The sequence below is a fragment of the Pontibacter sp. 13R65 genome (assembly GCF_047525655.1).
GTDB lineage: Bacteria > Bacteroidota > Bacteroidia > Cytophagales > Hymenobacteraceae > Pontibacter.
Genome location: NZ_JBLIQL010000019.1, coordinates 54,596 through 68,641, shown reverse-complemented (window position 1 = coordinate 68,641; position 14,046 = coordinate 54,596). Strand labels below are relative to the sequence as shown.

Annotated in this window: 14 protein-coding genes; 7 read left to right on the top strand and 7 right to left on the bottom strand. The window is 46.9% G+C overall.

Going from position 1 to position 14,046, the window contains the following annotated elements; all coding sequences use genetic code 11:
* The first annotated feature begins 572 nt into the window (after positions 1-572).
* The 5 genes from ACMA1I_RS18165 to lgt all read left to right on the top strand — a co-directional run bounded on the left by ACMA1I_RS18165 (position 573) and on the right by lgt (position 6,443).
* Positions 573-809, top strand: a complete 237-nt coding sequence (locus tag ACMA1I_RS18165) for an acyl carrier protein (protein WP_018477241.1) — start codon at positions 573-575, stop codon at positions 807-809.
* A gap of 63 nt (positions 810-872) precedes the next feature.
* Positions 873-2,126: a beta-ketoacyl-ACP synthase II gene (fabF, locus tag ACMA1I_RS18160; RefSeq protein WP_337069855.1), complete on the top strand. Its 1,254-nt coding sequence runs from the start codon at positions 873-875 to the stop codon at positions 2,124-2,126.
* A gap of 65 nt (positions 2,127-2,191) precedes the next feature.
* Positions 2,192-2,866 (top strand): ribonuclease III, encoded by a 675-nt coding sequence (rnc, locus tag ACMA1I_RS18155; RefSeq protein ID WP_337069854.1) that lies wholly within the window; start codon positions 2,192-2,194, stop codon positions 2,864-2,866.
* A gap of 533 nt (positions 2,867-3,399) precedes the next feature.
* Positions 3,400-5,280, top strand: a complete 1,881-nt coding sequence (gene nadE, locus ACMA1I_RS18150; RefSeq protein WP_337069853.1) for an NAD(+) synthase — start codon at positions 3,400-3,402, stop codon at positions 5,278-5,280.
* A gap of 299 nt (positions 5,281-5,579) precedes the next feature.
* Positions 5,580-6,443, top strand: a complete 864-nt coding sequence (gene lgt, locus ACMA1I_RS18145; RefSeq protein WP_337069852.1) for a prolipoprotein diacylglyceryl transferase — start codon at positions 5,580-5,582, stop codon at positions 6,441-6,443.
* Between the two features lie 172 nt (positions 6,444-6,615).
* Here the strand turns inward: lgt and ACMA1I_RS18140 are convergent, their stop codons facing one another.
* Positions 6,616-7,452, bottom strand: coding sequence for a hypothetical protein (locus tag ACMA1I_RS18140; protein WP_337069851.1), 837 nt, complete (start codon positions 7,450-7,452; stop codon positions 6,616-6,618).
* A gap of 145 nt (positions 7,453-7,597) precedes the next feature.
* On the opposite strand from ACMA1I_RS18140, the gene ACMA1I_RS18135 reads away from it, so the two are divergent.
* On the top strand, positions 7,598-7,990 hold the full coding sequence (locus tag ACMA1I_RS18135) for a VOC family protein (RefSeq protein WP_337069850.1): 393 nt from the start codon (positions 7,598-7,600) through the stop codon (positions 7,988-7,990).
* A 176-nt stretch (positions 7,991-8,166) separates the two neighbouring features.
* Here the strand turns inward: ACMA1I_RS18135 and cdd are convergent, their stop codons facing one another.
* Positions 8,167-8,703, bottom strand: coding sequence for a cytidine deaminase (gene cdd, locus ACMA1I_RS18130; RefSeq protein ID WP_337069849.1), 537 nt, complete (start codon positions 8,701-8,703; stop codon positions 8,167-8,169).
* Between the two features lie 74 nt (positions 8,704-8,777).
* Here cdd and ACMA1I_RS18125 point away from each other — a divergent pair, with 74 nt between their 5' ends.
* The gene (locus ACMA1I_RS18125; RefSeq protein WP_337069848.1) at positions 8,778-10,121 is read left to right on the top strand and encodes a saccharopine dehydrogenase family protein; all 1,344 of its coding nucleotides are present in this window, start codon (positions 8,778-8,780) and stop codon (positions 10,119-10,121) included.
* 14 nt (positions 10,122-10,135) lie between these two features.
* On the opposite strand, the gene ACMA1I_RS18120 is transcribed toward ACMA1I_RS18125, so the two are convergent.
* The 5 genes from ACMA1I_RS18120 to aroQ all read right to left on the bottom strand — a co-directional run bounded on the left by ACMA1I_RS18120 (position 10,136) and on the right by aroQ (position 13,918).
* Entirely contained in the window at positions 10,136-10,852 is a 717-nt protein-coding gene (locus tag ACMA1I_RS18120) for a tRNA1(Val) (adenine(37)-N6)-methyltransferase (protein ID WP_337069847.1), read from the bottom strand.
* Between the two features lie 180 nt (positions 10,853-11,032).
* Positions 11,033-11,497 carry a ribonuclease HI gene (gene rnhA, locus ACMA1I_RS18115; protein WP_337069846.1) on the bottom strand — a complete coding sequence of 155 codons (465 nt, stop codon included), beginning with the start codon at positions 11,495-11,497 and terminating at the stop codon, positions 11,033-11,035.
* A 196-nt stretch (positions 11,498-11,693) separates the two neighbouring features.
* Positions 11,694-12,260 carry a MarC family protein gene (locus ACMA1I_RS18110; protein WP_337069845.1) on the bottom strand — a complete coding sequence of 189 codons (567 nt, stop codon included), beginning with the start codon at positions 12,258-12,260 and terminating at the stop codon, positions 11,694-11,696.
* Between the two features lie 64 nt (positions 12,261-12,324).
* Positions 12,325-13,392 (bottom strand): aminotransferase class V-fold PLP-dependent enzyme, encoded by a 1,068-nt coding sequence (locus ACMA1I_RS18105; RefSeq protein WP_337069844.1) that lies wholly within the window; start codon positions 13,390-13,392, stop codon positions 12,325-12,327.
* A gap of 70 nt (positions 13,393-13,462) precedes the next feature.
* Complete coding sequence (gene aroQ / locus ACMA1I_RS18100) at positions 13,463-13,918, bottom strand: type II 3-dehydroquinate dehydratase (protein WP_337069843.1); 456 nt, start codon at positions 13,916-13,918, stop codon at positions 13,463-13,465.
* Positions 13,919-14,046 lie beyond the last annotated feature (128 nt).

Below are 14,046 nucleotides of genomic sequence, written 5' to 3'. Positions count from 1 at the left end.
AGATTTTCTTAAATTTAATTTATGAGGGTCAATTTTTTTGAAAAAAGATTTTGGGGCTTGCAAAGCAGTTTTGAAGCAAACTCAGGTGAGTTCCAGTGCTTGGCGTTTTAGGGTGACTGTTGAGCATCATCATACGCATTAAGGTTAGGGAGCAGGCAGGTTTTAAAAATAATTTAGTTGCCCGCTGTTTTACTACCTGGTTTTAGTCTGGAGCCGTACGTTTTGTATTGCTCGTTCTTACTAGTCAGCTGTTTACCTTTGGCCCTGCCATATAAGATAAGGTCCATTTGCATCAGCAGTGGCCACTAGGCTATCTGCTGGAGTGCCAGGGCAAGATAATATTGCTTATTCGATAAAGCTACTCCTGAAGACGAAAATTTGCCACCATACTTATACGATAAGCGCCTTTTTTTCATGCAATTTCGAAACAACTCCAAAAATAAGATTCTTAGTTCGTAAATCTGCATATAAGGTGTAAAACTTTTCAAAAGACATGAATGGCGTAATTTTTTTTGATATTGTCTGCCGAAATATATTTCTTTGCACTGTGTTTTAATTAACTATAAGAAAAAATGTCGGAAATCGCAGAAAAAGTAAAGGCTATCATCATTGATAAGCTTGGTGTTGAAGAGTCAGAGGTAACCCCGGAAGCAAGCTTCACTAACGATCTTGGCGCTGATTCATTAGATACTGTTGAGCTTATCATGGAATTTGAGAAAGAGTTCAACGTATCTATTCCAGATGATCAGGCTGAAAATATTGCAACTGTAGGTCAAGCTGTAAGCTACCTGGAAGAACACGCAAAATAGTGCCCCAATCATCACTTTATTATTAGTTAAAAATTTCTACTATCTATCCTCTACTAACAGCTTATGGAGCTTAAGAGAGTTGTAGTTACTGGGCTAGGCGCACTCACGCCAATTGGTAACACCGTTGCAGAATACTGGAATGGGTTGTCCAATGGCGTGAGTGGAGCTGCGCTTACTACACGTTTCGATGCCAGTAAATTCAAAACGCAGTTCGCGTGCGAAGTGAAAGGATACGTGCCAGAAAACTACTTCGACCGTAAAGAGGCCCGCAAAATGGACCTTTTTTCGCAATTCGCAATGGTTGTGGCTGATGAAGCTGTGAAAGATGCCAACTTAGTTGAAGGCACTTACGACCCGGGAAGGGTAGGCGTAATCTGGGGCTCCGGTATTGGCGGTCTGCGCACTTTTCAGGAAGAATGCGTGAATTTTGCCAATGGCGATGGTACCCCTCGCTTTAACCCGTTCTTCATCCCTAAAATGATCATCGATATTAGCGCCGGCCATATTTCTATTAAATATGGGTTCCGCGGTCCTAACTTCTCTACAGTCTCTGCGTGTGCCTCTGCCACCAACGCCCTGATCGACTCCTTTAACTATATCCGACTGGGTATGGCCGATGTGATCGTGAGCGGAGGTTCTGAGGCAGCTGTTACAGAAGCTGGAATAGGTGGATTTAACGCTTTGAAAGCCCTTTCGGAGCGCAACGATTCTCCAGAAACTGCTTCGCGCCCCTTCGACAAAGACCGCGATGGTTTTGTGTTGGGTGAGGGTGCCGGAGCTTTGATTCTGGAAGAGTATGAGCATGCTAAAAAACGTGGCGCTAAAATCTATGCCGAAATCATCGGTGGCGGCATGTCGGCAGATGCCTATCACATTACAGCCCCACACCCTGATGGTTTAGGAGCTCTTAATGTGATGCAGAACGTGTTGCGTGATGCCAACATAAAGCCAGAAGATGTAGATTATATTAACGTGCACGGCACATCTACTCCTCTTGGCGATGTTAGCGAGGTAAAAGCGATCCAGACAGTATTTGGGGAACATGCCTATAAGCTCAACATAAGCTCAACCAAATCGATGACAGGTCACTTACTAGGTGCAGCCGGCGCTATTGAGGCTATTGCTTCTATTCTGGCCATTCAGCACCAGGAGGTACCACCTACCATCAACCACTTTACAGACGACGAAAGCTTCGATCCAGGACTGAACTTTACCTTTAATAAGGCTCAGAAACGCGAAGTGAAGGTTGCGCTAAGCAACACTTTTGGATTTGGTGGCCACAATACTTCTGTTTTATTCCGTCAACTGAACGATTAGTGTTTGGTCCTATTAAACCGGTAAAGCGCTTTTATCAACGTATTTTTACTAAGGATAAAGAATTAGTGCGCGCTGTTGCCGGCATAATAGGAGAAACGCCGGACAACATTCGCCTGTATAAGCTTGCCCTTACCCATACCTCGTTTGCCCGCCAGGCTTCTGGAAGTAAACACGATACAAACGAGCGACTGGAGTTTTTGGGCGATGCTATATTGGGCGCAGTGGTGGCAGAACTGCTGTTTAAAAAATTTCCTTACGAAGACGAAGGCTTCCTGACAGAGATCCGCTCACGTATCGTGAACCGCGAATCGCTGAATCATATAGCTCTGAAGATCGGGCTCAACCTACTGGTAAAAGTAGATGCTGCAGGTCAGGGGCCTCGTCATAAATCGGTGAACGGCAACGCGCTTGAAGCACTGGTGGGCGCCATTTACCTGGACAAAGGGTACGACCGAACCCGCAGGTTTATTTTAGGTAAACTCATCAAACCGCATGTAGATCTTCACCAGCTGGTGAACACAGTTTCTAACTTTAAGAGCAAGCTCATAGAGTGGGCTCAAAGTCAGAACATGGAAATCCGGTTCGAGATTGTGAACCGCAAGCAGCAAGGAAATACCACCGAGTTTACCTGCGAAGTGTACATCGACGGAAAACCTGTAGCCATAGGAGTGGGCCTTTCCAAGAAAAAAGCCGACCAGGCAGCAGCCGAGAAATCGCTCGGTCTGCTCAATATTAAGTAGGTTTTTACCTGTCTATTCTGGCTCCGTACCGTCTGCCGCAGGAGCAAGCTTGCTTATTCAATTCAGTTGTTTAGCAAAAATTCTTTTTTGCCACATCTGTTTTTCCCCTCTTCTGAAAAAACAAGGCTAAATCAACTTAATGCTCTTATCGCCTCCTGCCTTCAAAAAGTCTTTTTCCTGGATTATTCTAACGATTTTGCCCTTCCGGAGCCTTTTTCGGAAGTTTAGGGCTATGGGTAAAGGCTGACTTGAACCAGCATAAATTCTCGGCAAGGTGAGATTCCTAATTATTATACGCTGTTGATGTATATGGGCAGGAGAAGGTAAGGGTATTTTATTCTCACATTTTTCATCTGTATTTCTCCTTTCACTTTTGCCGCAGCAGTGCCTGCTTTAAGGTTATTTCCTGCTCGCAACAGCAGGGCTTTAAGTTTTTAAAATATAAGTACAGCCCATTAAATCGGTTGCGGACTGCTGTTTTTTTAAGCACATCGCTTAACTTGCTTAGGCGTAGTTGCGTTAGAAAACCCCATATGGAAGATACAAAACTTATACTGGCAGGTGCCGCACTGAACCAGACACCTTTAGATTGGGAGTCGAATCTCCTGAATATAAAAAATGCCATCGACGAGGCAAGGTCTCATAAAGTTGACATCCTGCTTTTACCGGAACTCTGCATTACCGGCTACGGCTGCGAAGACCTTTTTCTGAGCCCCTGGTTGGCCGATAAGACTTTTGAGAAACTGCTGGAAGTAAAGGAGTGGTGTGAGGGCCTTACGGTATGCCTGGGGGTGCACCTTATCCACCAGCGCGATGTGTATAATACAGCCTGCGTTATCAAGAATAAAGAAATAGTTGGCTTTACGGCAAAGCAGTTCCTGGCCCGCGACGGCGTGCATTATGAGCCACGCTGGTTCACACCCTGGCCAGCCAACAGAATAGAAGAGTTCGAGATGCTGGGCCAGCTTTACCCCATTGGCGATATTATTTACGAGGAACAGGGGGTGAAGTATGCTTTCGAGATCTGTGAAGATGCCTGGCGACCCGACCGTCCGGCGGAGCGGCATATGCCTAAGGGAGTACAGCTCATTCTGAACCCTAGCGCCAGTCACTTTGCCATGAGCAAGACAGACCTGCGGCACCGGTTGGTGGTAGAAGCCTCTAAAACATACCAGTGTGCTTATCTGTATGCGAACCTGCTGGGCAATGAAGCTGGCCGGATGATTTACGACGGAGAGGTACTCATAGCCCAAAATGGCAAGTTGATTCGGCGCAATGAGTTGCTTTGCTTTAAAGATGTAGACCTGGAGTTTGCCGAAGTCTGCTTTGGTAGCGACCCCGATATTACCGATACCATTGAGTATCTTCCTCCAATAGATGAGAATAAAGAAGTAATTGCTGCCTTGTCGCTAGGTTTGTTCGACTACATGCGCAAGAGTTACAGCCGTGGGTTTGTGCTTTCGCTGAGTGGTGGAGCCGATTCATCGCTGTGTGCCGTGGCCGTGGCTGAAATGGTGCGCCGGGGCATTGAGAGTTTAGGCGTGCTGGTGTTTGTAGCTAAAACCCGCATGTTCGGCATGCCAGAGCTGGCGCACTTCGAATCAATTCCGGTGGAGCAGGCGCGGAAAGAGCTGGTAGGCCATATGCTTACCTGCGCCTACCAGGGTACTGTAAACTCCTCCGACGATACCTACACTTCTGCTAAAGAACTGGCCGCCTCTATTGGTGCTAAATTTTATAAATGGACCATTGATGAAGAAGTTACCAGCTATGCCGGCAAAATAGAGCAAGCTATAGAACGGCCGCTAACCTGGGAGCAGGATGATATTACACTGCAGAATATACAGGCCCGTGTGCGTGCTCCTGCTATATGGATGCTGGCCAATATAAATAACGCCCTGCTGATGGCAACATCCAATAGGAGTGAAGCTGCTGTAGGCTACGCCACTATGGACGGTGACACGGCAGGTAGCATCTCGCCTATTGCAGGCATTGATAAGGCTTTTCTGCGCCAGGTGCTCATCTGGATGCAGACCGAATTGGGCTACGAAGGATTGCAATATGTAAACAAACTGCAGCCTACTGCCGAACTACGGCCTGCCAGCGAAGCGCAAACCGATGAGAAGGACCTGATGCCATATGAAATTCTGAATCAGATTGAGCGGCTTGCCTTCTACGACCGGGTATCGCCACAGCAGGTGCTGGATAGGCTAGTATCCGATGGCCTTGCAGCTGAAACCGCGCAAGAGTATATTCAGAAGTTTTTCAGGCTCTGGACCCGCAACCAGTGGAAACGTGAACGCTATGCACCAGCTTTCCACCTCGACGACTACAACCTGGACCCACGCAGCTGGCTCCGCTTCCCGATCTTAAGCGGTGGCTACCGCGATGAACTTCAAAATCTGAGAGTGTAGCCTGATGGAGTAGAGGGCACAAAGCCGTGTGTGGAGAAAGAGCATCAGCAAGAGATAAAACTCCTAAGCTATTTAGCATTGAAGCCCTGGTGCTTCAATTAGCTGAAAAGGCTCTGGAAGGCCGAAATCATTAGCAGAATTAGTCATTTTGTTTCGTGAGCTAAAAACGCGTCATTTTCTGTACTAAGGCAGCAAGTGGCGCGTTTGTTTTTAATCCGAGTGGCTTATGGTACTAGTATTTTTACAAATTTTTTCCCTTTCCGATTTATTGTAACTTTGGCAAGTCTATCTTCAGCCTTATGAGTATACTGAACTATATTACCTGGAACGTTGATCCAGAGATTTTTTCCATTGGTCCGCTTTCCATTCGTTGGTACGGCTTACTTTTCGCCCTCGGCTTTGTGATCGGGCAGCGCATCCTCACCAAAATTTATGTTGCCGAAGGTCGCACCGAAGGCGATGTGGATGTTATTACGCTTTACATGATTATAGGAACCGTAATTGGAGCGAGGTTAGGCCACACGCTCTTCTACGACCCTGCCTATTACCTGAGCAACCCGATCAAAATTCTAATGATCTGGGAAGGCGGATTGGCTAGCCACGGTGCCACCATTGGTATTTTGCTGGCGCTCTGGTTTTTCAGCCGCAAGCAAAAGCTTGACTATATGTGGGTGCTCGACCGAATTGTAATTGTAGTAGCCTTGGGTGGAGCCCTGATCCGGCTTGGTAACCTGATGAATTCAGAAATTATAGGTCGGCCAACTGATGTGCCTTGGGCGTTTTTGTTTGAGCGCAACAACGAGGTAATTAATGGCGTGCGTGCTTCGGCAGACCCTCGGCACCCAACGCAGCTCTACGAGTCGTTGTCGGTGTTCTTGCTGTTTGTGCTGTTGTACTGGCTCTGGAGCAAATACAAAGCCCGCCTCCCAAAAGGATTATTGTTCGGAATTTTTGTTACCGCCTTGTTTAGCTTCCGTTTCCTGGTGGAGTTCCTGAAAGAAAACCAAGTAGATTTTGAGGATACCCTGGCCCTGAACATGGGGCAGCTCCTGAGTATTCCGCTCATACTGGCTGGTATCATCATTCTCATACGCGTGTGGCAAAAGCCAACGCCTGTGCTCCCCGATGGCAGGAAGCTGGAACCTCAGACAGTAACGAAGTAAAAGGCTAGCATCCAAATAGAATAAAGTAGCTCTGAAAGGCCATTTTCATTAGAATAATTAGCCAGCAAGAGTTAGAGCCAGTCAAGATTTATGTTTTATAAGCAGCAAAGGCCGGCAAAATTTGCCGGCCTTTGCTGCTTATATAGATGCTGCCAAAAGATGTGCTGAGGCCTTAATTCAAAGAATACTTGTAAAGGTTGCCACCTTCGCTGGTAATTACCAGGTTATTGGCTGTCTCAAATGCCACTGCCTCTGTTTGTCCGGCACCCTGCAAGTCTACCTCTTGGTACTTACCTTCATAAAACTTTTCGGGGTTCGTTACCTGCCTGAAAATGTGCAACTTCTCTTTGCTAACCAGCACCACTTCTTTTCCGTTGGGGCTAATGGCTGCTCCTGTAATGGCGGCAGGTATTTTATGGCTGCCAATAAGCTTTGCCTCCTGCTGCCCTTTCTTGTCTGAAAGTCGGTATACATTGGCTGTGGCTTTCTGGCCCCTGTCTTTGGTAATAAGGTAAAGGTTGCCGCCATGCCAGAAAATGGCCTCACAATCGAAGTTCATGTCTTTTTTGGCCGGAGGAAAATCTTTTTGGTCTTCGTAGCTGAACCGGATAGCCTCCAGATTGTTAAAGTCCTTGGCGTTTACCTTATAAATAGCCAGTTCTTTACGTTTGTTATTGTTATTGCCAGTATCGGCTATGTAAATGTTTCCTTTGCTGTCTAAGGCAAGATCTTCCCAGTCTACATTAGGCAGTTTAAGTTTGATCGTTTTTACGAGCTTTCCTTTTTTATCGATCTGGTAGAGGTAAGGCTTATTGCCGGAGTCGTTGTGTGTAATATAGCCTGACCCGTCTGGCAATACCTCAATCCCGGAGCTCTCAGAGATTTCGGAAGGTAGCGCAGCCACTTTTTCAAAAGAGGCTGGGGAACTGTTTTTATCGAGCAATGGGTCGCGTAGAAAATAGAAGCTGATGGCGAGAATAGTAGCAAAAGCAAAAAATATCTTAATCATAAGTTTCATAGTATAGCTTATAACATGGCCGTTTTTGTAACGGCTACTGTAGTACGCACAGCACCATCAGAAAGGCTGTGTTTTTTTCAAAATGCGTCAATATTGTTCTTCCTATTTATAAAGTTGGCCTCTAATTGGTATTGCCATGGATATTCTGAAAATAAAGGAAACCTGCCTCTACGTGTCGGACCTGGAGCAATCAAAGGCTTTCTATAACCAGCAGCTGGGTTTTGAGGTGATAGGGGAGGTAAAAGGTCGACATGTGTTTTTTAGGGCGGGCGCCTCGGTGTTGTTGTGCTTTATTGCAGCAGCCTCGAAAGAAGGCGGCACGCTTCCTCCGCATTTCGGCGCAGGCCAACTACACCTGGCATTTGAGGTGGAGAAGGAGCAGTACGAAACCTGGAAGCAGAAGGTAAAAAGCCAGGGTATTGCAGTAGAGCAGGAGTATGACTGGGGCCGTGGCTACCTCTCCTTTTATTTCCGCGACCCAGACCAGCACCTGCTCGAAGTAGTAATGGCAGGTATGTGGGAGAAGTAATGAATGGAGAATTTTGAATGAGTGGAAGAGTGATTAGTTGGCTTGGAAATTTGGAGATCACAGACTGATAAGCACTTATTCACGCTTCCATCAACACCAGGTAGTGATACAGATCTAGGATGCCTTATTTCACTACAAATATCTATTCACTCAATCACTCACCCATTCATTCAAAGTTAGCTATTTAGCAGGCTTTCTTTCGTGAACTGCAGGGGCAAGAGGTCCTGCACTGATCTGCAGCGGTAAAACTTGCCATCGGGCCCGTGCAGGAGCACCGGAATAGCCTCCTGCTGCTTAAACTCGTACTCAGCCATAACCTGGCGGCAGGCACCGCAGGGGGTAACAGGCAGGTAACGGGCTTCGCTTTGCCGGCGGGCGGCAACTGCTATTAACTTTATCTTTTGTTTCGGGTAATGGGCACTCATGGCAAACAAGGCAGTTCGCTCGGCACAGAGGCCCGAAGGGTAAGCGGCATTTTCCTGGTTGCTTCCTTTAAACAAGGTGCCGTTTTCCAAAAGAAGCGCAGCTCCTACATAAAAATTGGAGTAGGGCGCATAGGCGTCGTTTGCAGCTTCTTCGGCCAATAGCATTGCCTGCTGTTCCTGTTCCGATAGTTCATTAATTGAATCCAGCACATCGATGTGGATTTTAATAGTAAGGGCACTTGCCATTTTTTTAATATAAATTAGAAAAGGGCTATAAATATAAGGCAATATCTGCTGATTAACTAACCATCAGGTTTGTATTTGCCGCTAACAGGATTATCGCCTTCTAATCGATCTGAGATATGACAAAAAAGATTTTGTTGCTGGGCGCAGGAAGATCTGCCGCTGTATTAATAAACTACCTGCTGGAGCAGGCCGCCAAAGAAGGTTGGGAAATAACCATTGGCGACACTTCTGTACACCATCTGCAAACAGTGCTGGCGGAGAAGCCCTTTGCCAGTGCGATTGTTTTTGATGTGCAGCAGGCAAATCAGTTAGCCACCGAGGTAGCCAAAGCAGATGTCGTGATCTCATTGCTGCCGGCCCTGTTTCATGAATTGGTAGCGCAGGTTTGTCTGCAGCAGAGGAAGCACCTCCTCACGGCTTCTTATGTTAGCCCGGCCATGCAGCGTTTGCATGAGGAGGCGCTGCAGAAGGGTGTACTGATTCTGATGGAATCAGGTCTGGACCCAGGCATCGACCATATGTCGGCTATGGCAGCCTTAGAAAAGATCAGGCAGCAGGGGGGGCGGCTGCTTTCTTTTAAATCTTTTACGGGAGGTTTAGTTGCTCCTGAAAGCGATACAAACCCCTGGCACTATATGTTTACCTGGAATCCGCGCAATGTGGTGCTGGCGGGACAGGGAACGGCGCGGTACATACAAGACGGTAACTATAAATACATTCCGTACCACCAACTGTTTCTTCGTACCGAAAAAGTAAAAGTGGCAGGCTACGGTACTTTTGAGAGCTATGCCAACCGCGACTCCCTGAGCTACCGGAAACACTATAACCTGCAGGATATCCCGACGATGCTCCGGGGCACATTGCGAAAGGAAGGATACAGCGCAGCCTGGCACGCTTTCGTGCAGCTCGGCCTAACCGACGATACCTATGTGCTGGATAATGCCGAGAAGCTAACGAAGCGCAGCTTTTTGGAATCATTTCTGCCTCCCCCGGCAGGCGAAGAAACCAGCCTGGAACAGCGCTTGTGTGCTTATCTGGCCATACCAGAGCAGGGCGAGGTAATACAAAAGCTGGCATGGCTGGGATTGTTATCTGATGAACCTATTGACATGCCACATGCCACTCCTGCCCAGGTGCTGGAAAAGATTCTGAAAGAGAAGTGGAGCCTCTCGCCCGGAGACAAAGATATGATCGTAATGCAGCATCAGTTTGTGTACGAACTGGCCGAAAAGCAGTACCAGCTTATCTCTTCTTTAGTAGTGCTAGGCGAAAACGAAGTACAGACAGCCATGGCCAAAACAGTGGGGTTACCGGTAGGTATACTGGCCAAGCTGCTTCTCCAAGGCAAAATATTATACCGGGGTGTGGTGATCCCAATTCACAAAGAGCTATACGAGCCGGTGCTGGAAGAACTGCAGCAATATGGAATTGACTTTGTTGAGCAGGAGCAGGCGCTCTAAGCAAGAAATCTTTTTTAAAAGATAAGGTAAAAGTCCTGCAAAAGCTTGGTAAAAGCTGCTGTATACGTTACTGCATCAGCTTCACGAATATGAATGTTGCTGGGAGTAGGGGCAACTTGCGCCGACCTGGAGTAGGTTAGGATATGACGAATGCATTTGCCGCCAACTCTGGTGAATACCTGCAGCGTGCGCTCCGGGAAAAAGCCAAACCGAGTCGCCAGTTGCTCAAAATGCTGTGCCTCTGCAGGGGGTAATAACAGGTGCAGTTTGCCTTTAGCGGTGAGATGCTCTGAGGCAAAATCCAAAATATCTTCAAATAGTAGTGCTCCTGTATGTTTGGCCGTGTCTTTTGCCTTATCCCCGGATTTGAGCGAGCCCAAAAAAAAGGGCGGGTTCGACAAAATAACATCATAGGTTTGCCTGGAAAGCTTCCCAAACTCCTGCAGGCTGAGCGGGTGCAGGTGCAGCCGGTTGGCCCAGGGGCTAGCAGCGAAATTCTCCGCTGCCTGCTGTTGTGCTTCCGGGCTAATTTCTACCGCATCAATTACTGCTTCAGAGCGTTGTGCCGCCATCAGGGCCAGCAATCCGGTGCCTGTGCCAATATCCAGCACCCGTTGAGCCTGTTCCAGTTCTACCACAGCACCAAACAAGCACGAGTCGGTACATACCTTCATAGCGCATTTTTCCTGCTCCACCCGAAACTGCTTGAACTGGAAATAACTGTTAGGCATTTTCTTAGAATTTTGAATGAAAGATTGTGTGAATTTTGAATGAGTGGATGGATAGATTTTATATAAAATTGCCCTTCTGCACCTGTTGCCCCATCTGCTGCTGATAATAGCACGCAATCAATTTCAATTATTTCCAAATCTTCAAATTCTCAAATCAAACATTTATCCACTCCTTCCTAGTTACTTTGAATTAAATTGGCCTGATTCAAAGCCTTCGTCTATGAGCAGGTTGGGGGAGAGCGCACTGGCAACTGCTAGTTCGTCGCAACGCTCGTTTTCGGGGTGGCCGGCATGGCCTCTTATCCATACAAATTTTACGTTGTGCTTGGCGTATACCCGCAGAAACCTCGCCCACAGATCGCCATTGGCTTTGCCTGCGAACCCTTTTTTCTGCCAGCCAAATACCCAGCGCTTTTCCACAGCATCTACCACGTATTTGGAGTCAGAATAGATCGTAACTGGTATGCCCGGTTTGGTAATCGCTTCGAGGCCCACAATAACGGCAAGCAGTTCCATGCGGTTGTTAGTGGTTTTGCGGTAACCGGCCGTCAGTTCTTTTTCGTGCTGTTTCCAGCGTAAAATCGTACCGTAGCCTCCTGGCCCCGGATTTCCGCGCGAAGCTCCATCGGTAAATAATTCAATCATAGGTTAGAATTTGAATTTTGAACGACTGAATGAGAAAGTTTTGAGTTTTGAATGATTGGATGTGTGAAAGAGAAGTTATGATAAAATAAGGCAAAACCTATTGCTTAAACCACGAGCCGACACTTTAAAAGTTATTCAAACTATCTCCAAATCTTCAAATTCTTAAATCTCCATATCAAAATTCATTCATTCAAAATTAAAGTGGTAGGTTACTTTTAAACAGTTTAATGGCGATGGCTAGCAGTATCACTCCGAACACCTTGCGTAGTACATCGGCTCCGTCTTTTCCCAGTTTGCGCTCAATATAACTTGAAGACTTTAGCACGATGTACACAAAAATCAGGTTCAGGATAACACCAATGAGTACGTTTGGCAGCGAATAGGCAGCCCGCAGCGACAACAAGGTAGTCATGGTGCCGGCTCCAACAATAATGGGGAACGCGAGTGGCACAATGGAGCCGCTTTTTACTTCAGGATCGGTGTGAAAAAAGTTTTTGCCCAGAATCATCTCCAGCCCGATCAGGAAAATGACAATGGCGCCTGCCATCGCAAACGACTGATAATCGATGCCGAACAGCTTCAGGATAGACTGGCCCAGGAACAGAAAGGCAATCATCAGCACACCCGATACAATCGTTGCCTTCTCTGATTCTATGCGCCCTTCGCGTTTGCGCAAGTCAATAATTATAGGAATCGAACCTAAAATATCGATAACTGCAAAAAGCGTGAGAGTAACGGAGGCAATTTCCTTCAGGCTTAACATATGCGATTGTGTTGGTGGAGCAGTACTACAAACTTATAGGCTGTTTTCCCGGATCTGAGTTACCTCAGATCCAAGTATAATTTTGCAGAAAAAACCGTTTCAACTCCTCATACTCCTCGTCTTGTATGGCCGGGAAGTTAGCAATGCGGAACGTATTTCGCTGCCAGGGACCATAGCCGTTGCCTAAACGGATGTCTTGCTGCATGGCTTTTTTCTTTATATCATCTACCAGCCGCTCGTTCGCCTGCAACGTGATAACGGTTTTAGAGCGTACTTCCTCGTTCTCTACCAGCGGCGTAATTTCTGTAAACTGGCTGAAGAAGGCATAGAGGTCGGCTGCGCGGGCAGTGAGGTGTTCGTCGAGAAGCTTTACCACCGGGCGTTCCTCCAGCAGGCGCTTCAGCAGGTAAATGTTGAGCACGTTTGGAGTGTGGGTGGTCTGGTAGTTGAGCATTTTCTCATACATGGCCAGCAGACTGTTGTAATGTGCCCGCTCGGCCTTCTGTTTCGCTCTGAAAATAACGCGTGGCGAACAGGCCATTACCGCCAGGCCCGATGGTAAACCAAAACATTTCTGCACTGAGGCAAACCAGATGTCGGCCTTTATCAGTTTCAGGTTGAGGCCAGCCATAGAAGAGGTGGCATCTACGGCTATAAGCTTATCGCGGTAACGGTTCTGCAGGTTCAGAATAGGAGTAGCTGTAACGTGCGTACCATTGGACGTCTCGCTTTGTGTAAAGCAGATCAGTTCTGTGTCTGAAGATATGTTTAGCTCCTCTACCGGCATCTGCTCATTTAAATCAAAGCGGAAGCTCTCGGCTTTAGGGCGCAGCTTTTTGGCGTAGTTGTACCAGTTCTCTCCAAAAGACCCATTAAAGATATGGGAGCTTTTGTGAACGGTCAGGCTCTGAATCAAAATTTCCCAGCACTCTGTGGCGGAGGAAGCAAAGTAAATATGGTAATCCTGTGGGATGTTTATTTTTTGCTTGAGCAGGCTCACTACCGTCCGGGAAAGCTGCACAAACTGGTCTCCGCGGTGAGGTGTTCCTAAAAAACCTTCGTCATAGGCATCAGTGAGGTATTGGCGCACTTCCGGATACACTTTGGATGGACCAGGATAAAAATTGAGCATAAAATTCTGTTCTGTAATATCGTGTTATGTCTATTTTTAGAGCTTTTCAGACGTAGTTCAGGAGGGTTTGTTACGAACTTTTGGCTCCGAAGCCGATTTGCTTCGGCTTTAAACGCTCAAAATATTGTAAGGCAAGCCGATAACTCTCGAGCCCGAAACCACTGATGCTGCCGATGCAATACGGTGCAATCATGCTCTTATGACGAAACGCTTCGCGGGCAAAAACATTGGATATGTGCACTTCCACCACTGGTGTTTCTATTGCTTTGATAGCGTCGGAAAGGGCCACAGAGGTGTGGGTATAGGCGGCGGCATTCAATACAATACCTTTGTAGCTGAACCCTACTTCGTGTAATTTATCGATCAGTACACCTTCGGTATTCGATTGGAAATACGATAGCTCCAGGCCCGGGAAAGCCTGCTGTAACTCTTCGAAATATAATTCGAAAGACTGGGAGCCGTAAATGCTTTTTTCCCGGACACCCAGCAGGTTCAGGTTGGGGCCGTTCAGGATCAGTATTTTCATATTCTCGTGTTTTTGTGCGTATCAGGCATGAAATACAAAATGCTCTAAGGTGCAAAGGTAAGATTAACTATCTTTGCTTTATCATAATCAAGTCAAAATAATGTGCTTATTGATTAATGCAGTAATTG